The following is an 18951-nucleotide window of genomic DNA, read 5'->3' on the forward strand; positions in this document are numbered from 1 at the left end:
ATCCAGCACGTCAGGAGAGACCGGTGACGGACGTCCGGGTAATCATCAGCCGCGAACCCGATCGGGAAGAGCGCGTGGTGACGACGGGCACCACGGCCGCCGAGCTCTTCGCCGACGACCGCTCGATCATCGCCGCCCGCGTCAGCGGCCAGCTCAAGGACCTCGCGTACGTCCTCCAGGACGGCGAGGAGGTCGAGCCGGTCGCGATCGACAGCAAGGACGGCCTCGACATCCTGCGCCACTCCACCGCGCACGTCATGGCCCAGGCCGTGCAGCAGCTCTACCCCGAGGCCAAGCTGGGCATCGGCCCGCCGGTCAAGGACGGCTTCTACTACGACTTCGACGTCGAGAAGCCCTTCCACCCCGATGACCTCAAGGCCATCGAGAAGCGCATGCAGGAGATCATCAAGCGCGGGCAGAAGTTCTCCCGCCGCGTGGTCACCGACGAGTCCGCCCGCGAGGAGCTGGCCGCCGAGCCGTACAAGCTCGAGCTGATCGGCCTCAAGGGCTCCGCCGCCACCGCCGGGGAGGGCGCCGACGTCGAGGTCGGCGCCGGCGAGCTCACCATCTACGACAACCTGGACGCCAAGAGCGGCGAGCAGTGCTGGGGCGACCTCTGCCGCGGCCCGCACCTGCCCAGCACCCGGCACATCCCGGCGTTCAAGCTGATGCGCAACGCCTCCGCCTACTGGCGCGGCAGCGAGAAGAACAAGCAGCTCCAGCGCATCTACGGCACCGCCTGGCCGACCAAGGACGAGCTCAAGGCCCACCTCGACTTCCTCGTCGAGGCCGAGAAGCGCGACCACCGCAAGCTCGGCAACGAGCTCGACCTCTTCTCCATCCCCGAGGAGATCGGCTCCGGCCTCGCCGTCTTCCACCCCAAGGGCGGCATCATCCGCCGCGCGATGGAGGACTACTCGCGCAAGCGGCACGAGGAAGAGGGCTACGAGTTCGTCTACACGCCGCACGCCACCAAGGGGAAGCTCTTCGAGAAGAGCGGCCACCTCGACTGGTACGCGGACGGTATGTACCCGCCCATGCAGCTCGACGAGGGCGTGGACTACTACCTCAAGCCGATGAACTGCCCGATGCACAACCTGATCTTCGACGCGCGCGGCCGCTCGTACCGTGAACTGCCGCTGCGCCTCTTCGAGTTCGGGACGGTGTACCGCTACGAGAAGTCCGGCGTGGTGCACGGCCTCACCCGTGCCCGTGGCTTCACGCAGGACGACGCGCACATCTACTGCACCCGCGAGCAGATGGCGGAGGAGCTCGACTCCACGCTGACCTTCGTACTCAACCTGCTCCGCGACTACGGTCTGACCGACTTCTACCTGGAGCTGTCGACCAAGGACCCGGTCAAGTACGTCGGCAGCGACGAGACCTGGGAGGAGGCCACAGCCGTCCTGGCGAGCGTGGCCGAGAAGCAGGGCCTGCCGCTGGTGCCGGACCCGGGCGGCGCGGCCTTCTACGGCCCGAAGATCTCGGTGCAGGCGCGGGACGCCATCGGCCGGACTTGGCAAATGAGTACGATTCAGTTGGACTTCAACCTGCCCGAGCGCTTCGACCTGGAGTACACGGCGGCGGACGGCTCGCGTCAGCGTCCGGTCATGATCCACCGCGCGCTCTTCGGCAGCATCGAGCGGTTCTTCGCGGTGCTGCTGGAGCACTACGCCGGCGCCATGCCGCCGTGGCTGGCCCCGGTCACCGTCACCGGCATCCCGATCACCGACGAGCACGTGCCGTACCTGCTGGAGGTCTCGGCGAAGCTCAAGAAGCACGGGATCCGGGTCGAGGTGGACACCTCGGACGACCGGATGCAGAAGAAGATCCGCAACGCTCAGCGCAGCAAGACGCCGTTCATGCTGATCGCCGGCAACGACGACGTCGAGGCGGGCGCGGTGTCCTTCCGCTACCGCAACGGCGAGCAGAAGAACGGCGTCCCGGTCGACGAGGCGATCGCCGAGATCGTAGACGCGGTGGAGCGTCGCATCCAGGTGTGAGGTAGGCCCCGCACAAGCGGGGGTGGCCCTATGCACGAGATGATCAAGCTGGGGCAGAAGTTGTAGGCCCCGCCCTGGCGGGTACCGCGCGGGGCAGGCTCTCGAAGAGTCTGCCCCGCGCGGCTTTGCAAGCACCGTCGGGCGAATATGCTGATCAGCATGACGACTGAGCCGGAACTGCAGCGGGGCGTCGGTGAGCCGGACGGCTTCCGCCGCCTGTGGACCCCCCATCGGATGGCCTACATCCAGGGTGAGAACAAGCCCACCGGCCCGGCTCCGGACGACGGTTGCCCGTTCTGCTCGATTCCGTCGCTGAGCGACGAGGACGGCCTGGTCATCGCCCGGGGGAGCGCCGTGTTCGCGGTGCTGAACCTGTACCCGTACAACGGCGGGCACCTGATGGTGGTCCCGTACCGCCACGTGGCCGACTACACCGACCTGGACGAGGCCGAGACGGCCGAGCTGGCGGACTTCACCAAGAAGGCGATGACGGCGCTGCGGGCGGCCTCCGGGGCGCACGGGTTCAACATCGGGATGAACCAGGGCGCGGCGGCCGGGGCCGGGATCGCGGCGCACCTGCACCAGCACGTGGTGCCGCGCTGGGGCGGGGACACCAACTTCATGCCGGTGGTCGGCCACACCAAGGTGCTGCCGCAGCTGCTGGCGGACACCCGGAAGATGCTGGCCGAGGTCTGGCCGCAGGGCTGAGCTCTGGCGACGCGTGCGAGAGGGCCCCACCGGGATGCTCGGTGGGGCCCTCTCGCGTGCTCCGCGCCGGGTCAGCCGGCGTTGAAGGTGTCCACGTCGTACGGGCGGGGGCTCTGCGCCTCGGCCTTGATGATCGAGGTGCGGTTCTTGAAGAAGCGGTCGGCGTCCAGGTCGTGCTCCTCCAGGAACTCCAGCGTGGCCGCGTGGACTGCGGCGAGCACCGGGACGGAGGCGTTCTGGGCGTTGTCGACCATGGAGCGGTTCTCCCAGGCCCGGCCGGCCCAGATGTGCCGCAGCCCGAAGGGCTCGGGCAGCCCGAGCCCGCCGCCGAGCCAGCCGAGCAGGCCGGGCATCCGGTAGAACGGGGCGCGGACGGCCTGGCGGACGACCTCGTCGTTGTCGATCAGGGGGAGCTTGACGGTGCGCTCCTCCCAGAACTTCACGGTCTTGGCGACCGACTTCTCCTTGTCCTTGGGCTTGTCGAAGAAGACGCCCTTGACCGGGCCGAGCGCGTAGCCGGACACCGTGATGTTGAGGACGTTGGCGAGCAGGGTGACGGTGACGGTGAAGGTGAGGACCAGCTTGCCGTCGTGGGTGATGAACTGGGTGGCGAGGTAGTGCCGGGGGCCGCCGGAGAAGGTCTGCTTGTCGGCGACGCTCTGCACGGCGAAGTCGCGCATCCGGTCGCCGTCCATGTCGGCGTTGCCGGGGCGGCTGATCTCGTCGGCGCCCTCGCCGATGTCGAAGACCACCCACTGCTTGATGGCGACGTTGGGCATGCCGCTGTTGGCGACGTGGCTGATGCCGAGGCCCTTGAGGTGGGAGGAGATCCGGCGGACCAGGTCCCAGGGGTGGAAGGCGCGGAAGTCGGCGTGGCCGTCGGCGGGGTGGAGGGTGTCGGCGAGGCGCCACTCGCCCCAGCGGCGGCCGGCACCGAGGATGCCCCTGGGGCCGGCGTAGTGGTGGATGTTGGTCTCCTGCTCGGCGTCCAGGCGGCCGAGCTTGTCGCGCAGGTCGGTGGCCTTCTTGTCGAGGTCGTCGCGGGGGACGGCCTTGGCGACGGAGGCGGCCACCACGCTGCCCTCGACCAGCGACTGCCAGCGGGAGCGCAGGTCCTTGGCGGAGCGCTCGACGATCCGGCGGGCGAGGTACCAGCCGATGACCGGCGCGAGCATGGTGACGCGCAGGTAGATGCCGAGGTAGCCGGCGGCCGGTGGGCGCAGCAGGAGCAGGACGGCGAGGGCGGCGGTCGCGGCGAGCACGATGCCGCCGTAGACGGCCGCGTTCTTCGGGTTGTCCCGCTTGAGCCAGGCGCGGAGCTGGAAGGCGCCGAGCCAGATCAGGGTGCCGGGGAGGAAGAGCACGCCGGTGACGACGGAGACGGTGCTGAGCTGCCGGTCGCGGGTGTTGCGCAGTTCCTCGGCGGCCAGGCAGTGTTCGACGACCTGGCGGGTGTCGACTCCGAAGGCCGGGACGAGGGGTTTGCGGCCGCCGCCCAGGGCGCGGGAGATCAGCGCTTTGCTGAAGGCCTCGCCGAGGTTGGGGCGGAAGAGCGCGAAGCGGCCCTTCTTCTCCTTGGCGTCGGTGACGGCGCCGACGAAGGCGCCGATCTCGCCGTCGCGGTAGGCGGTCGAGGAGAGTCCCTGGGTGATGGCTGTCTGCGGGCCGGCGTCGGTCCGGGGTATCTGCGCACCCGGGGTCATGTCGAGTGTGGTCACGGTGGCGTCCCCTCCTCCCCTTGTCAGCGGCAGGTTACCGTGCCGTGGCACCCCCGCGCGGATGATCGTCTGAAGTGCCGTCACCGGAGGCCTGAGGGGCATGATGCCCAGCTTCGGGCGGGTCGATACCCGCCGGGGTGCTCCTGGTGGCGGTGGGGCAGGATGGACGGTGGAGCAAGGGAAGGGGAACGGCCGTGAAGGATCCGGTGCTGGTCTTCGACGGGGACTGTTCGTTCTGTTCGTCCTGCGTGCGCTGGGCGGAGCGGTACCTGCGGCAGACGCTGGCCTCGGGGGGCTGGGCGGCGGTGCCGTTCCAGTTCGCGGACCTGGCGGGGCTGGACGGGCTCGCCGGCGGCCGGGGCGAGGTGTCGGCCGAGCGGGCGGAGCGCGAGGTGCTCTGGGTGACGCCGACCGGCCGGGTGTACGGGGGCGCGCAGGCGGTTGCGCGGCTGCTGATGCGCTCCGGCGGGGCGTGGGCGTATCTGGGCGCCGTGTTGACGGCGGCGCCGGTGCGGCCGCTGGCGGGCCTGGCGTACCGCTGGGTGGCGCGCAACCGGCACCGGATGCCGGGGGGTACGGCGGCCTGCGCGCTGCCGGTCCGGAAGCCCGCCCAGCCGTAGGGCCGTCGGACCGCGGGGGCGGTCGTCAGTCGGTGTAGCGCTCGGCCAGGGCGGCGGGCATGGGTTCGTGGCGCAGGTAGGCGCGGGAGAACTCGGCGGTGCCGTGGGTGAGCGAGCGCAGGTCGACCGGGTAGCGGACGAGTTCGAGTTCGGGGACCTCGGCGCGCAGCAGGGTGAGTCCGGTGCCGCCGGTCTCGGTGCCGAGGACGCGGCCGCGCCGGGCGGAGAGGTCGCCGAGGACGGCGCCGAGGTAGTCGTCGGGCAGCAGGACGCTGACGGCGGCGACGGGTTCGAGCAGGCGGATGACGGCGTGCTCGGCGGCGTCGCGCAGGGCGAGGGCGGCGGCGTTCTGGAAGGACGCGTCGGAGGAGTCGACGGAGTGGGCCTTGCCGTCGGTGAGGGTGATCCGGACGTCGACGAGCGGGTAGCCGGTGGTGACGCCCTTGGCGAGCTGGGCGCGGACGCCCTTCTCGACGGAGGGGATGAAGTGCTTGGGGACGGCGCCGCCGACGACGTGTTCCTGGAACTCGAAGCCGGAGCCGGCCGGGAGGGGTTCGACCTCGAGGTCGCAGATGGCGTACTGGCCGTGGCCGCCGGACTGCTTGACCAGGCGGCCGTGACCGGCGGCGGCGGTGCCGAAGGTCTCGCGCAGGGCGACCTTGGGCTCGACGGTGTCGACGTGGACGCCGTGGCGGGTGCGGAGGCGGTCGAGGACGACGTCGGCGTGGGCCTCGCCGGTGCACCAGAGGACGAGCTGGTGGGTGTCGGGGTTCTGTTCCAGGCGTAGCGCCGGGTCTTCGGCGGTGAGGCGGGCGAGGGCCTGGGAGAGCTTGTCGTCGTCGGCCTTGCTGTGGGCTTCGATGGCGATCGGGAGCAGCGGCTCGGGGACGCTCCAGCCCTCGAGGTCGACGGGGTGGCCGGGGTCGTGGACGGTGTCGCCGGCGCGGGCGGTGGTGAGTTTGGCGGCGCAGACGAGGTCGCCGGCGACGGCGTGCGGGACGGGGCGCTGGAGTTTGCCGAAGGGGCTGGTGAGGGCGGTGACCCGTTCGTCGCCGTCCTGGTCGGCGGTGTGGGCGGGGCCGACGAGGTGGATCCTGGTGTCGGGGCGCAGGGTGCCGGCGTAGAGGCGCAGCAGGCTGATCCGGCCGACGTAGGCGTCGCCGGTGACGCGGACGACCTGGGCGGCGAGCGGGGCGTCGGGGTCGCACGCGGGGGCGGGGCGGGTGCGTTCGGTGGGGTCGGGGAAGGTGTGGGCGATGAGATCGAGGAGTTCGGCGGCGCCGAGTCCGTTCTCGCTGGTGGGGACGGCGGGGTGGAGGGCGCAGGAGAGGACTTCGCGGCGCAGGCCGGCCTCGAGGGAGTCGGTGTCGAGGGGGTCGCCGGAGAGGTAGCGCTCCATGAGGGTGTCGTCCTGGCCGGAGATGGCTTCGACGAGGCTGTCGTGGGCGGGGGCGGTGTCGGGCAGGGGGTCGGCGGCGCCGTAGGTGTCGCCGGTGAGGAGGTCGACGCTGCCGTCGGGGTGTCCGTCGTGGTGGACGGGCAGGAAGAGCGGGCGGAGGGTGTCGGGGCCCAGCTCGAAGGCGTCGTGGCAGGCGGTGAGGATGTCGTCGAAGCCGGTGCGGGCGAGGTCGAGTTTGGCGACGGCGATGGCGCGGGGGATGCCCTCGGCGGCGCATTCGCGCCACAGGGCGCGGGTGGGGGCGGTGACCGGGTCGGTGGCGGAGACGACGAAGACGGCGGCGTCGGCGGCGTGCAGGGCGGCGCGCAGGTCGGCGGTGAAGTCGGGGTGGCCGGGCGGGTCGATCAGGTTGATCTTGACGCCCTTCCACTCGAGGGGGAGGAGCGAGAGCTGGACGGAGCGCTGCTGCTGATGCTCGATGTCCTCGTGGTCGGAGACGGTGGTGCCGTCGGTGACGCGGCCGACACGGCCGGTGGCGCCGGCGGCGAGCGCGAGGGATTCGGCGAGGGTGGTCTTGCCCACACCACTGGGGCCGATGAGGACGACGTTGCGCAGGTCCTTCGGGCCGCTGACGGCGGGTGCCTGGCCGGCTCGTGCCGTGCTGCGGTCGGGCATCGGGGTCTCCTCCCGTGGCGCCGAGGCTGTCCTTCGCAGTCTAGGGGCGGGTGTCGCCGGTGGCGCGTGCCGTACGGCCGGTCGGGTGCGGGTGGTCGGGTGCCGTACGGCCGGCCGGTGATCGGACGTGTGCGTACGGTGGGCGGGGGCGGCGTCCGGCGGTGCGTGCGCCGGAGCGTGTCCTCGGCGTGGCTACGATGGGTGCGCCGGACGGGCTGATCCGCCCGGCCCGTCTGCCGCGCGTGCTGCGCAAGGCGGGTATCTGGGAGATCGGAGCGGCTGGGAAGGCCATGCTCAACAAATACGCGCGTGGCTTCTTCACACGTGTCCTGACCCCGTTCGCCGCGTTCCTGATCCGCCTGGGCGTGAGCCCGGACGCCGTGACGCTGATCGGTACCGCCGGTTCGGTGGCCGGTGCGCTGGTGTTCTTCCCGCGTGGGGAGTTCTTCTGGGGCACCATCACGATCACGCTGTTCATCTTCTCGGACCTGGTGGACGGGAACATGGCCCGCCAGCTGGGCCGGAGCACGAAGTGGGGGGCGTTCCTCGACTCCACCCTGGACCGGGTCGCGGACGCGGCGATCTTCGGCGGTCTGGCGATGTGGTACGCGGGCAAGGGTGACGACGACCTGCTCTGCGCGGTGGCGATCTTCTGCCTGGCGAGCGGTCTGGTGGTGTCGTACACGAAGGCGCGGGCGGAGAGCCAGGGCCTGCCGTGTGACGTGTCCGGGCTGGTGGAGCGGGCCGAGCGGCTGGTGGCCAGCCTGGTGGCGGCCGGGGTCGCGGGTCTGCACAAGTTCGGTGTGCCGTACGTGGAGTGGCTGCTGCCGGTGGCGCTGTGGCTGGTGGCGGCGGGCAGCCTGGTGACGGTGTTCCAGCGGATGCTGACCGTGCGCCGGGAGGCGTTCGAGGCCGACCGAGCGGCGGCCGGGAGCTGATGGGGGGAGTCCTGCGGTGACGGACCGACTGGTGTACTGGGCGTACGCGCTGGGGTGGGGGCTGTTGAAGCACCTGCCGGAGCGGGTGGCCCGGTGGCTGTTCGACCGGCTGGCGGACTACGCGTGGCGCAGGCGCGGCAAGCGGGTGCTGCAGTTGGAGGCGAATCTGCGCCGGGTCCGTCCCGGGGTGGAGGAGGCCGCGCTGCGGGAGCTGTCCCGGGCGGGGATGCGCTCGTACCTGCGGTACTGGATGGAGTCGTTCCGGCTGCCGGTGTGGAGCCGGGAGCGGGTGGCCAGGGACGTCCAGGTGGAGGGCTTCGAGCACCTGCGGGCGCAGCTGGAGGCCGGGCGGGGCGCGCTGATAGCGCTGCCGCACATGGGCAACTGGGACCTCGCGGGCGCCTGGGTGGCGCAGCAGGGCTATCCGTTCACCACGGTCGCGGAGCGGTTGAAGCCGGAGCGGCTGTTCGACCGGTTCGTGGCGTTCCGGGAGGGCCTGGGCATGGAGGTCCTGGCGCTGACCGGTGGTTCGGTGAACGTGATCGGGACCCTGGCGCGGCGGCTGCGCGAGGGCGGGCTGGTCTGCCTGGTGGGGGACCGGGACCTGTCGGAGGCGGGCATCGGGGTGTCGTTCTTCGGTGAGGAGACCCGGATGCCGGCCGGTCCCGCGGCGCTGTGCCAGCGGACCGGGGCGGCGCTGCTGCCGGCGACGCTCTGGTACGACGGCCCGGTGCTGCGGGCGCGGATCCACCCGGAGGTGCCGGTGCCCGAGGAGGGCGACCGCAAGGAGCGCACCCTGGCGATGACCCAGGCGATGGCGCAGGTGTGGGAGCGGGGCATCCGCGAGCACCCGCAGGACTGGCACATGCTGCAGAAGTTCTGGCTGGCCGATCTGCCGGTCCGTGAGACGGTGAAGGCGGCGCCCGTGGAGCGGGTGGAGGCGGCCGCGGAGCCCGCGGCCGAGGCCTCCGGGTCCTGAGCCGTCCCGCCGTCCCCGCCCGCACGACTGTCCGAAGGAGCTTGAGGAACCCGTGAAGATCGGCATCGTCTGCCCGTACGACTGGGACGTCCCCGGTGGGGTGCAGTTCCACATCCGGGACCTGGCCGAGCACCTGATCGGTCTGGGGCACGAGGTGTCGGTGCTGGCGCCGGCCGAGGACGACGAGGCGCTGCCGCCGTACGTGGTCCCGGCGGGGCGGTCGGTGGCGGTGCCGTACAACGGGTCGGTGGCGCGGCTGAGCTTCGGGATCCTGTCGGCGGCGCGGGTGCGGCGCTGGCTGCACGACGGGCGGTTCGACATCCTGCACGTGCACGAGCCGGCCGCGCCGAGCCTGTCGATGCTGGCCGCGTGGTCGGCGACCGGGCCGATGGTGGGGACGTTCCACACGTCCAATCCGCGGTCGCGGGTGATGATCGCGGCCTCGCCGATCCTCCAGCCGGGGCTGGAGAAGATGCGGGCCCGGATCGCGGTGTCGGAGTACGCCCGGCGGACGCTGGTGGAGCACCTGGGCGGGGACGCGGTGGTGATCCCGAACGGCGTGGACGTGGGTTTCTTCGCGCAGGCGGAGCCGGACGAGCGCTGGACTGGCGGCGCGGCGAAGGGGGAGCCGGGCACGATCGGCTTCATCGGCCGGATCAACGAGCCGCGCAAGGGCCTGCCGACGCTGCTGGCGGCGCTGCCGAGGATCCTGGCGGAGCGGCCGGGGGTGCGGCTGCTGGTGGCGGGCAAGGGCGACGAGGAGGAGGCCGTCGCGGGCCTGGCGCCCGAGGTGCGCGCGCAGGTGGAGTTCCTCGGCATGGTGAGCGACCGGGACAAGGCGCGGCTGCTGCGCAGCGTGGACCTGTACGTGGCACCGAACACCGGTGGCGAGAGCTTCGGGATCATCCTGGTCGAGGCGATGTCGGCGGGCGCGCCGGTGCTGGCGAGCGACCTGGACGCGTTCAAGCAGGTGCTGGACGGCGGGGACGCGGGGGAGCTGTTCCCGGTGGAGGACGCGGACGCGCTGGCCCGTATGGCGCTGCGGCTGCTGGGTGATCCGGCGCGGCTGGAGGAGCTGCGGGAGGCGGCGTCGCGGCACGTGCGACGGTTCGACTGGTCGACGGTGGGCGCGGACATCCTGGCGGTGTACGAGACGGTGACGGCCGGCGAGGCGGCGGTGGTCGAGGAGGACGTGCGCAGCGGTCGGCGCGGCCGGTTCGGGCTGGCGCGGGACTGATCCCCGCGGGCGGGTCCGGGTGTCGGTGGGGTTAGGGTCGGGCGTCCGTACCACTGCGATCCACGGGGGCGACGATGCCGCAGATCTCCGTCGACTACTCGGCCGACCTGGCCGGCACCTTCGACCGCCGGGGCCTGGGCCTGGCGATCAACCGGCTGGCGGAGGCGACGATCGACGCGAAGCCGGAGTCCTGCAAGACGGTGTTCCGGCAGAGCGAGGTGCTGGTGGTGGGCACCAGCGGGGCGGCCGCCGACACCCAGGTGTTCGTGGAGTTCCAGATCTTCCCCGGCCGTACGCCGGAGGCGAAGGCCGCGCTGAGCGAGGGCGTGCTGGCGCTGTTGGCGCAGTACGTCCGGCCGAAGCCGGGCACCCGGCTGTTCACGGCGGTGAACATCGCGGACATCGACCGTGAGAGCTACCGGAACGCGACCGCCCGGGGCTGAACCGGTGACACCCGGTAACGTAGCGGCCCGTGACTACCTGGATCTGGGCCGGCGTGGCCGTGGTGCTGTTCGGCATGTACCTGAGTTGGACGGCCGGTCGGCTGGACCGGTTGCACGCCCGGATCGACGCCGCGCGGGCGGCGCTGGACGCGCAGCTGGTGCGCCGGGCGTCGGTGGCGATGGAGCTGGCGACGTCCTCGCTGCTGGATCCGGCGGCCTCGCTGCTGCTGCTGGACGCGGCGCACGCGGCCCGGCAGGCCGAGGACGAGCAGCGCGAGGTGGCGGAGAGCCAGTTGAGTCTGGCGCTGCGGGCGGTGTTCGAGGAGCCGGAGCAGATGGCGGCGCTGGTGGCCGAGCCGGGCGGTGAGGACGCGGTTCGTGACCTGACGGCCGCGGTGCGGCGGGTGCCGATGGCCCGTCGGTTCCACAACGACGCGGTGCGGGCGGCGCGGGCGGTGCGCGAGCACCGTCTGGTGCGGTACTTCCGGCTGGCGGGGAAGGCGCCGTTCCCGCTGGCGTTCGAGATGGACGACGCCCCGCCGCCCGCTCTCACGCCCGAAGGAGCGCCCGCTTAGGGTGTCCCCCGGATACGGCCTGATTGTCGTGTCCCGTCGTCCTGGCTGGACTTGGTGGCGCATGGAGGCGTCACCCGTTCTGCCTACCATAGGGCGATAGCACTGATTCATCTTCGAGTGAGGTCTCACGTGTCCACCACCCCCACCACCGCAGACCAGCCGCAGATCGGCACCGCCCGCGTGAAGCGCGGCATGGCCGAGCAGCTCAAGGGCGGTGTGATCATGGACGTGGTCAACGCCGAGCAGGCCAAGATCGCCGAGGACGCCGGCGCGGTCGCCGTCATGGCCCTGGAGCGGGTCCCGGCGGACATCCGCAAGGACGGCGGCGTGGCTCGCATGTCCGACCCGAACATGATCGAGGAGATCATCGCGGCGGTCTCCATCCCGGTGATGGCCAAGTCCCGCATCGGCCACTTCGTCGAGGCGCAGGTGCTCCAGTCGCTGGGCGTCGACTACATCGACGAGTCCGAGGTCCTGACCCCGGCCGACGAGGTCAACCACTCGGACAAGTTCGCGTTCACCACCCCCTTCGTCTGCGGCGCCACCAACCTGGGCGAGGCCCTGCGCCGCATCGCCGAGGGCGCGGCCATGATCCGCTCGAAGGGCGAGGCCGGCACCGGCAACGTCGTCGAGGCCGTCCGCCACCTGCGCCAGATCAAGAACGAGATCGGCCACCTGCGCGCCCTGGACAACAACGAGCTGTACGCCGCCGCCAAGGAGCTGCGCGCCCCGTACGAGCTGGTCAAGGAGGTCGCCGAGCTCGGCAAGCTGCCGGTCGTGCTGTTCTCCGCCGGTGGCGTGGCCACCCCGGCCGACGCCGCGCTGATGCGCCAGCTGGGCGCCGAGGGCGTCTTCGTCGGCTCCGGCATCTTCAAGTCGGGCGACCCGGCCAAGCGTGCCGCCGCCATCGTCAAGGCCACCACCTTCTTCGACGACCCGAAGGTCATCGCGGACGCCTCCCGCAACCTGGGCGAGGCCATGGTCGGCATCAACTGCGACACCCTGCCGGAGACCGAGCGCTACGCCAACCGCGGCTGGTAGTCACCCGCAGTTTCCGGGCCGGGCCGCCGCAGCGCCTCGGCGCGCGGCGGGCCGCGCCACGTAGTCCGTCGTAACGATCGATAGAGGTTGAAGACCGTGAGCACTCCTGTCATCGGCGTCCTCGCCCTCCAGGGCGACGTCCGCGAGCACCTGGTGGCGCTGGCCGAGGCCGACGCGCTCGCCCGTCCGGTGCGTCGCGCCGAGGAGCTGGCCGAGGTCGACGCGCTGGTGATCCCCGGCGGGGAGTCCACCACCATGTCGAAGCTGGCCCTGCTGTTCGGCGTGATGGAGCCGCTGCGCGAGCGGGTCGCCGCCGGGATGCCGGTCTACGGCACCTGCGCGGGCATGATCATGCTGGCGGACAAGATCCTGGACGGCCGCGAGGACCAGGAGACCGTCGGTGGCATCGACATGACGGTGCGCCGCAACGCCTTCGGCCGTCAGAACGAGTCCTTCGAGTCCGGGATCGACTTCGCCGGCCTGGACGACGCGCCGGTGCACGGCGTCTTCATCCGCGCCCCCTGGGTCGAGTCGGTCGGCGCGGGCGTCAGGGTCCTGGCAGAGCTGCCCGCCGCGGACGGCCCGGACAGCCGGATCGTGGCGGTCCGCCAGGGCAACCTGCTGGCCACCTCCTTCCACCCGGAGCTGACCGGCGACCACCGGGTGCACGCGTACTTCGTGCGGATGGTCGAGGAGCACCTCTCCGCGGCCGCGCGCTGACCGTGTGCGTCTCACCGGTGGCGACACCGGTAAGATCTCATCTGTTCATTTCCCTTTGGCGACGTAAAGGAGCTGGCGATGTCCGGCCACTCTAAGTGGGCTACCACCAAGCACAAGAAGGCCGTGATCGACGCCAAGCGCGGCAAGCTCTTCGCCAAGATGATCAAGAACATCGAGGTGGCGGCGCGCACCGGCGGTCCCGACCCGGCGGGCAACCCGACGCTCTACGACGCCATCCAGAAGGCGAAGAAGAGCTCGGTCCCGATCGACAACATCAACCGCGCCGTCAAGCGTGGTGGCGGCCTGGAGGCCGGCGGCGCCGACTACCAGACCATCATGTACGAGGGCTACGGCCCGAACGGCGTCGCGGTCCTGATCGAGTGCCTCACCGACAACCGCAACCGCGCCGCCTCCGACGTGCGCGTCGCGATGACCCGCAACGGCGGCTCGATGGCCGACCCGGGCTCGGTGTCGTACCTGTTCACCCGCAAGGGTGTCGTCATCGTCCCCAAGGCCGACGGCGTGGACGAGGACAAGCTGTTCGAGGTCGTCCTGGACCAGGAGCCCGAGGAGATCAACGACCTCGGCGACTCGTTCGAGATCGTCTCCGAGGCCTCGAAGATGGTCGCCGTGCGCACCGCGCTGGTCGACGCCGGCGTCGACTACGACTCGGCCGAGGCGAACTTCCTGCCCAGCATGCAGGTCGAGCTGGACGTCGACGGCGCCCGCAAGATCCTGAAGCTGATCGACGCGCTCGAGGACAGCGACGACGTGCAGAACGTCTTCGCCAACTTCGACATCTCCGACGAGGTCGGTGCGCAGCTCGACGCCGAGTGACACGGCATCGATCGATCGACGGCGAGTGACCGTTCTCACTGCCCGGCCCGGTGGTCCCTGGACCACCGGGCCGGTGTCGTCGGTCGGGTTGTCGGACCCGGGCGGTAGCCTGCGGGGGTCCTTCGAGTGGCGAGTGGCAGGGAGTCGGAGCGAGTGGTGCGGGTACTGGGCGTGGACCCGGGGCTGACCAGGTGCGGAGTCGGCGTGGTCGAGGGCGCGCCGGGCCGGCCGTTGCGGATGGCCGGGGTCGGCGTGGTGCGCACCCCCGCCGAGGCGGAGATCGGGCAGCGGCTGCTCCTGGTGGAGCAGGGCCTGGAGGCCTGGCTGGACGAGCACCGGCCGGACCTGGTCGCCGTCGAGCGGGTCTTCGCCCAGCACAACGTCCGCACCGTGATGGGCACCGCCCAGGCCAGTGCGGTCGCGATGCTCTGCGCCACCCGGCGCGGCATACCCGTCACCCTGCACACCCCCAGTGAGGTCAAGGCCGCCGTCACCGGCTCGGGCCGGGCCGACAAGGCGCAGGTCACCGCCATGGTGCAGCGCCTGCTGCGGCTGGACGCGCCGCCCAAGCCCGCCGACGCCGCCGACGCGCTGGCGCTGGCCATCTGCCACATCTGGCGCGGCGGGGCGAGCAACCGACTGGAGGCCGCGGTCCGGGCCGCCCGCACCACCACCCGCTCCACTCCTCCGAAAGGCACCGTCCGATGATCGCCTTCGTGCAAGGGCCCGTGGCGGCCGTCTCCTCCGGGATCGCGGTCGTCGAGGTGGGCGGCGTCGGCATGGCCGTACAGTGCACCCCGAACACCCTGGCCGGGCTGCGGCTGGGCGAGCCGGTCCGGCTGGCCACCTCGCTGGTGGTCCGGGAGGACTCGCTGACCCTGTTCGGCTTCGCGGACGACGACGAGCGCGCCGTGTTCGAGATCCTCCAGGCGGCGCCCGGCGTCGGCCCCAAGCTGGCGCAGGCGATCCTCGGCGTGCACAGCCCCGACGCGCTGCGCGCCGCGATCGCGGGCGGCGACGAGAAGGCGCTGGTCGCCGTGCCGGGCATCGGCAAGGCCAAGGCGGCCAAGCTGCTGCTGGAGTACAAGGACAAGCTCGGCGCCCCGCACGGCGCCGTCCCCGCCCAGAAGCCGATCGCCGTTGGTCCGGCGCCGTGGAGCGAGCAGCTGCACTCCGCGCTGACCGGCCTCGGCTACGCCCCGCGCGAGGCGGACGAGGCGGTCGCCGCCGTCACCCCGGAGGCCGAGGCGCAGCCGACGCCGGACGTCGGAGCCCTGCTCAGGCTCGCCCTGCGCGGCCTCAACCGCGCCCGCTGATCACCTGACGATCTGTCCGTTTGTCGACACTGGAGACTCTGGAGCCCGCGAGGATGTACGACTCGGAACCCGCCGACCGGCTGGTCACGGCCGCCGCCGACGGCGAGGACCAGGCGGTGGAGGCGGCGCTGCGCCCCAAGCTGCTGGACGAGTTCATCGGCCAGGAGCGGGTGCGCGAGCAGCTGTCGCTGGTGCTCCAGGCCGCCCGCAAGCGCGGCAGCGCGCCCGACCACGTGCTGCTGAGCGGCCCGCCCGGGCTCGGCAAGACCACTCTGTCCATGATCATCGCCGCCGAGCTGGGCGCCCCTATCCGGATCACCTCCGGCCCGGCCATCCAGCACGCGGGGGACCTCGCGGCGATCCTCTCCTCGCTCACCGAGGGCGAGGTGCTCTTCCTCGACGAGATCCACCGGATGTCCCGGCCGGCCGAGGAGATGCTCTACATGGCGATGGAGGACTTCCGGGTCGACGTGATCGTCGGCAAGGGGCCGGGCGCCACCGCCATCCCGCTGGAGCTGCCGCCCTTCACCCTGGTCGGCGCCACCACCAGGGCCGGCCTGCTGCCGCCGCCGCTGCGCGACCGCTTCGGCTTCACCGGGCACATGGAGTTCTACGCCCCGGCCGAGCTCCAGCGGGTGGTGCACCGCTCGGCCACGCTGCTGGACGTGGAGATAGACCCGGCCGGTGCGGCCGAGATCGCCGGGCGCTCGCGGGGCACCCCGCGCATCGCCAACCGGCTGCTGCGCCGGGTCCGCGACTACTCCCAGGTCCGGCACGACGGCCTGGTCAACGCCGAGATCGCCGCCCAGGCGCTGGACGTCTACGAGGTGGACGCCCGCGGGCTGGACCGGCTGGACCGCGCGGTGCTGGACGCGCTGCTGCGGCTGTTCGGCGGCGGTCCGGTCGGTTTGTCGACACTCGCCGTCGCCGTGGGGGAGGAGTCCGAGACGGTCGAGGAGGTCGCCGAGCCCTTCCTGGTCCGCGAGGGCCTGCTCGCCCGCACTCCGCGCGGTCGGATCGCCACCGCGGCCGCCTGGCAGCACCTCGGCCTGACTCCGCCGGTCCAGGCCACTCGCAGAGGTGTTCCGGCGCAGTCGGAGCTGTTCCCCGCCGACGAAGGTTGACCGCCATCGGCTGAACGGGTGAGATCGACGGGTCGGTTCCCGTCCGGTGCTCCCGTGGTGGCGTGGGGAGTGGCCCCGAGCGAAGTCCGGTGAAACTGTGCAGGCGGAGGGTCGCCACTTTCGGCGGCAGGATGCGATGCTTGGCGTTGTCCGATCGATTCGGGGTCGCCTAGACTCCGCCGGACCGCCCCTCTCACCTGACGGGCCGACCAATACCACACAGGCCGCCGGTCGGCGGCCCGTAAAGGACCCTGGCTGCAGTGAACCTCATCATCCTTCTCCTCCCGATCATCGCGATCGTGCTCATGTTCCGGTCGCAGAAGAAGCGCCAGCAGCAGCAGCAGCAGATGCAGACGGCGCTGGAGCCCGGGGCGGGGGTGCGCACCATCGGTGGCCTGTACGCCCAGGTGAAGGCGGTCAACGAGGAGACCGTCGAGCTGGAGATCGCGCCCGGCGTGGTCACCCACTTCACCAAGAGCGCCGTCGCGGCCGTCCTGGACCCCCAGGAGTACGACGCGATCATCAACGGCCGCCCCGCCGATGACGAGCTGCCCGAGCCGGAGGCCGAGGACGCCGACGCCGCGCCGGTCGAGGACAAGCCGCTGACGCTCACCAAGGACAGCGCCGCGAAGGGCGATGCCGAGGGCGGGGCTCCCGAGAGCAAGTAGTACGGCCGGGCAACCCGCTCGGCCGCGCGGCATCCGCCGCGAGCCCACAGGACCTCAGGGCCGCAGAACCGCCGTACCCCCGTCCCGACTATCGCCGGCCGGGGGTACGGCCGGGAAAGTGGCATGGACAGGGAGAAACGAGCAAGGTGGCAACACCCAAGTCGCGCCCGCGCGACGGCTACCCAGGGCGGGCGCTGGCCCTCATCCTGGTCGTCACCGTCGGACTGGTCGCCCTCATGTTCGGGACGGGCACCACCAAGCCCCGGCTCGGGATCGATCTCGCCGGTGGCACCAGCATCACGCTGACCGCGAAGTCGTCCGATCCCAAGGCTCTCACCAAGTCCAACATGGACATCGCCGTCGGGATCATCGAGCGCCGCGTCAACGGCATGGGTGTCTCCGAGGCGGAGGTCCAGACCCAGGGCTCGGACACGATCATCGTGAACATCCCCAAGGGCGGCGACCGGCAGAACGCGGCGGACCAGGTGGGTACCACCGCGAAGCTGTTCTTCCGCCCGGTCCTGGCCGTTGCCCCCAGCGGCATCTCCGCACCGGAGCCGACCGGCACCCCGTCCGCGGCCGCCACCGGCACCCCGGGCGCCACGCCGGCCGCCACCCCCGCCGCCGGTGCCCCGTCCGCGGCCCCGAGCGCCACCAAGCAGGGCCGCCCCGCGAGCGAGGCGCTGGCCGCCGAGGGCGCCAGCCCGACCGCCGCCGCCACCGGTGCAGCCCCCGCCGCCACCGGCAGCGCGGCCCCGGCCGCCACCGGCGCCCCGAGCACCCCGGCCGTCCCGCAGACCCCGGCCGACATCAGCAACGCGATGACCCAGGGCACCGTGCCGCCCGAGCTGGCCGCAGCCTTCGCCGCCCTGGACTGCTCCAAGCCCGACGTCCGCGCCGCCCAGACCGGCGCCGAGGACAAGGCCGTCGTCGCCTGCTCCCAGAAGGCCGAGAACGGCTACTACGAGAAGCTGGCCCTCGGCCCCGCGGCCGTGAAGGGCGCGGACGTCTCCAAGGCCCAGGCCAGCATCGACACCCAGACGGGTGCCGGCTGGCAGGTCCAGCTGCAGTTCAACGGCACCGGCACCGACGCCTTCGCCAAGGTCACCGGCCAGCTGGCCGCCCAGGCCCCGCCGACCAACCAGTTCGCCATCGTGCTGGACAACCAGGTGGTCTCCCACCCGCAGGTCAACGGGCCGATCCCGGGTGGCAGCGCGGTCATCACCGGCCGCTTCAGCCAGGCCGAGGCACAGGACCTCTCCAACGTGCTGAGCTACGGAGCCCTGCCGCTGGAGTTCGCCAAGAGCGACATCACCACCGTCTCCCCGGCGCTCGGCAGCGACCAGCTCAAGGCCGGTCTGGTCGCCGGCCTGATCGGCATGGTCCTGGTGGTCGCCTACTCGCTGATCTACTACCGCGGCCTCGGCCTGGTCTCGATCGCCGGTCTGCTCGTCTCGGCGGCCCTGACCTACTCGATCATGAGCCTGCTCGGCAACGCGATCGGCTTCGCGCTGAACCTGCCGGCGGTCTGCGGTGCGATCGTCGCGATCGGCATCACCGCCGACTCCTTCATCGTGTACTTCGAGCGCATCCGCGACGAGGTCCGCGAGGGCGCCCCGCTGCGCCCGGCGGTCCAGCGGGCCTGGCCGCGCGCCCGGCGCACCATCCTGGTCTCGGACTTCGTGTCCTTCCTCTGTGCCGCCGTGCTCTACGTGGTCTCGGTCGGCAAGGTCCAGGGCTTCGCGTTCACCCTGGGTCTGACCACCCTGCTCGACGTGGTGGTGATCTTCCTCTTCACCAAGCCGATGATCACGCTGTTGGCCCGCCGGAAGTTCTTCCTGAACGGCCACCCGTGGTCCGGCCTGGACCCGAAGCGGCTGGGCGCCCGCCCGCCGCTGCGCAGCAGCCGTCGCCGTAGCCCCTCCTCTGCCGCCGTGAAGGAGGCCTGAC

At 71.7% G+C, this 18951-nt stretch carries 18 protein-coding genes; 16 read left to right on the forward strand and 2 right to left on the reverse strand.

What is annotated here, in order from left to right; genetic code table 11:
- Positions 1 to 23: 23 nt before the first annotated feature.
- Together thrS and ACGF0D_RS06365 are read left to right on the forward strand one after the other, a co-directional pair.
- On the forward strand, positions 24 to 2003 hold the full coding sequence (gene thrS, locus ACGF0D_RS06360; protein WP_392914157.1) for a threonine--tRNA ligase: 1980 nt from the start codon (positions 24 to 26) through the stop codon (positions 2001 to 2003).
- A 147-nt stretch (positions 2004 to 2150) separates the two neighbouring features.
- Positions 2151 to 2711 (forward strand): HIT domain-containing protein, encoded by a 561-nt coding sequence (locus ACGF0D_RS06365; RefSeq protein WP_097238679.1) that lies wholly within the window; start codon positions 2151 to 2153, stop codon positions 2709 to 2711.
- A gap of 71 nt (positions 2712 to 2782) precedes the next feature.
- Here the strand turns inward: ACGF0D_RS06365 and ACGF0D_RS06370 are convergent, their stop codons facing one another.
- The gene (locus ACGF0D_RS06370; RefSeq protein WP_392914158.1) at positions 2783 to 4429 is read right to left on the reverse strand and encodes a hypothetical protein; all 1647 of its coding nucleotides are present in this window, start codon (positions 4427 to 4429) and stop codon (positions 2783 to 2785) included.
- Between the two features lie 194 nt (positions 4430 to 4623).
- On the opposite strand from ACGF0D_RS06370, the gene ACGF0D_RS06375 reads away from it, so the two are divergent.
- Positions 4624 to 5049: a thiol-disulfide oxidoreductase DCC family protein gene (locus ACGF0D_RS06375; protein ID WP_392874654.1), complete on the forward strand. Its 426-nt coding sequence runs from the start codon at positions 4624 to 4626 to the stop codon at positions 5047 to 5049.
- 25 nt (positions 5050 to 5074) lie between these two features.
- On the opposite strand, the gene ACGF0D_RS06380 is transcribed toward ACGF0D_RS06375, so the two are convergent.
- A complete protein-coding gene (locus ACGF0D_RS06380; RefSeq protein WP_392914159.1) occupies positions 5075 to 7123 on the reverse strand; it encodes an elongation factor G-like protein EF-G2 in 2049 nt (682 codons plus the stop codon).
- A gap of 290 nt (positions 7124 to 7413) precedes the next feature.
- Here ACGF0D_RS06380 and pgsA point away from each other — a divergent pair, with 290 nt between their 5' ends.
- The 13 genes from pgsA to secD all read left to right on the forward strand — a co-directional run bounded on the left by pgsA (position 7414) and on the right by secD (position 18950).
- Positions 7414 to 8061, forward strand: coding sequence for a phosphatidylinositol phosphate synthase (pgsA, locus tag ACGF0D_RS06385; protein ID WP_392875765.1), 648 nt, complete (start codon positions 7414 to 7416; stop codon positions 8059 to 8061).
- A gap of 16 nt (positions 8062 to 8077) precedes the next feature.
- Complete coding sequence (locus tag ACGF0D_RS06390; protein ID WP_392874660.1) at positions 8078 to 9040, forward strand: phosphatidylinositol mannoside acyltransferase; 963 nt, start codon at positions 8078 to 8080, stop codon at positions 9038 to 9040.
- A 52-nt stretch (positions 9041 to 9092) separates the two neighbouring features.
- On the forward strand, positions 9093 to 10277 hold the full coding sequence (locus ACGF0D_RS06395) for a glycosyltransferase family 4 protein (RefSeq protein ID WP_392874663.1): 1185 nt from the start codon (positions 9093 to 9095) through the stop codon (positions 10275 to 10277).
- Positions 10278 to 10351: 74 nt separating this feature from the next.
- The gene (locus ACGF0D_RS06400; protein WP_392874666.1) at positions 10352 to 10720 is read left to right on the forward strand and encodes a 5-carboxymethyl-2-hydroxymuconate Delta-isomerase; all 369 of its coding nucleotides are present in this window, start codon (positions 10352 to 10354) and stop codon (positions 10718 to 10720) included.
- 29 nt (positions 10721 to 10749) lie between these two features.
- The gene (locus ACGF0D_RS06405; protein WP_392874668.1) at positions 10750 to 11295 is read left to right on the forward strand and encodes a hypothetical protein; all 546 of its coding nucleotides are present in this window, start codon (positions 10750 to 10752) and stop codon (positions 11293 to 11295) included.
- 129 nt (positions 11296 to 11424) lie between these two features.
- The gene (gene pdxS / locus ACGF0D_RS06410) at positions 11425 to 12336 is read left to right on the forward strand and encodes a pyridoxal 5'-phosphate synthase lyase subunit PdxS (RefSeq protein WP_392874671.1); all 912 of its coding nucleotides are present in this window, start codon (positions 11425 to 11427) and stop codon (positions 12334 to 12336) included.
- A 96-nt stretch (positions 12337 to 12432) separates the two neighbouring features.
- Positions 12433 to 13056 carry a pyridoxal 5'-phosphate synthase glutaminase subunit PdxT gene (gene pdxT / locus ACGF0D_RS06415; protein ID WP_392874674.1) on the forward strand — a complete coding sequence of 208 codons (624 nt, stop codon included), beginning with the start codon at positions 12433 to 12435 and terminating at the stop codon, positions 13054 to 13056.
- 78 nt (positions 13057 to 13134) lie between these two features.
- Positions 13135 to 13893, forward strand: coding sequence for a YebC/PmpR family DNA-binding transcriptional regulator (locus ACGF0D_RS06420; protein ID WP_049651428.1), 759 nt, complete (start codon positions 13135 to 13137; stop codon positions 13891 to 13893).
- Positions 13894 to 14049: 156 nt separating this feature from the next.
- Positions 14050 to 14601 (forward strand): crossover junction endodeoxyribonuclease RuvC, encoded by a 552-nt coding sequence (gene ruvC, locus ACGF0D_RS06425; RefSeq protein WP_392914207.1) that lies wholly within the window; start codon positions 14050 to 14052, stop codon positions 14599 to 14601.
- A complete protein-coding gene (ruvA, locus tag ACGF0D_RS06430) occupies positions 14598 to 15209 on the forward strand; it encodes a Holliday junction branch migration protein RuvA (RefSeq protein ID WP_392914160.1) in 612 nt (203 codons plus the stop codon). The genes ruvC and ruvA overlap by 4 nt, the downstream gene beginning before the upstream one ends.
- A 53-nt stretch (positions 15210 to 15262) precedes the next feature.
- Positions 15263 to 16333, forward strand: coding sequence for a Holliday junction branch migration DNA helicase RuvB (gene ruvB / locus ACGF0D_RS06435; protein ID WP_392914161.1), 1071 nt, complete (start codon positions 15263 to 15265; stop codon positions 16331 to 16333).
- Positions 16334 to 16593: 260 nt separating this feature from the next.
- Positions 16594 to 17001, forward strand: coding sequence for a preprotein translocase subunit YajC (yajC, locus tag ACGF0D_RS06440; protein ID WP_392874683.1), 408 nt, complete (start codon positions 16594 to 16596; stop codon positions 16999 to 17001).
- 146 nt (positions 17002 to 17147) lie between these two features.
- The gene (secD, locus tag ACGF0D_RS06445) at positions 17148 to 18950 is read left to right on the forward strand and encodes a protein translocase subunit SecD (RefSeq protein WP_392914162.1); all 1803 of its coding nucleotides are present in this window, start codon (positions 17148 to 17150) and stop codon (positions 18948 to 18950) included.
- The last annotated feature ends 1 nt before the right edge of the window (position 18951 follow it).

This window comes from Kitasatospora sp. NPDC048298 (genome assembly GCF_043201465.1).
GTDB lineage: Bacteria > Actinomycetota > Actinomycetes > Streptomycetales > Streptomycetaceae > Kitasatospora.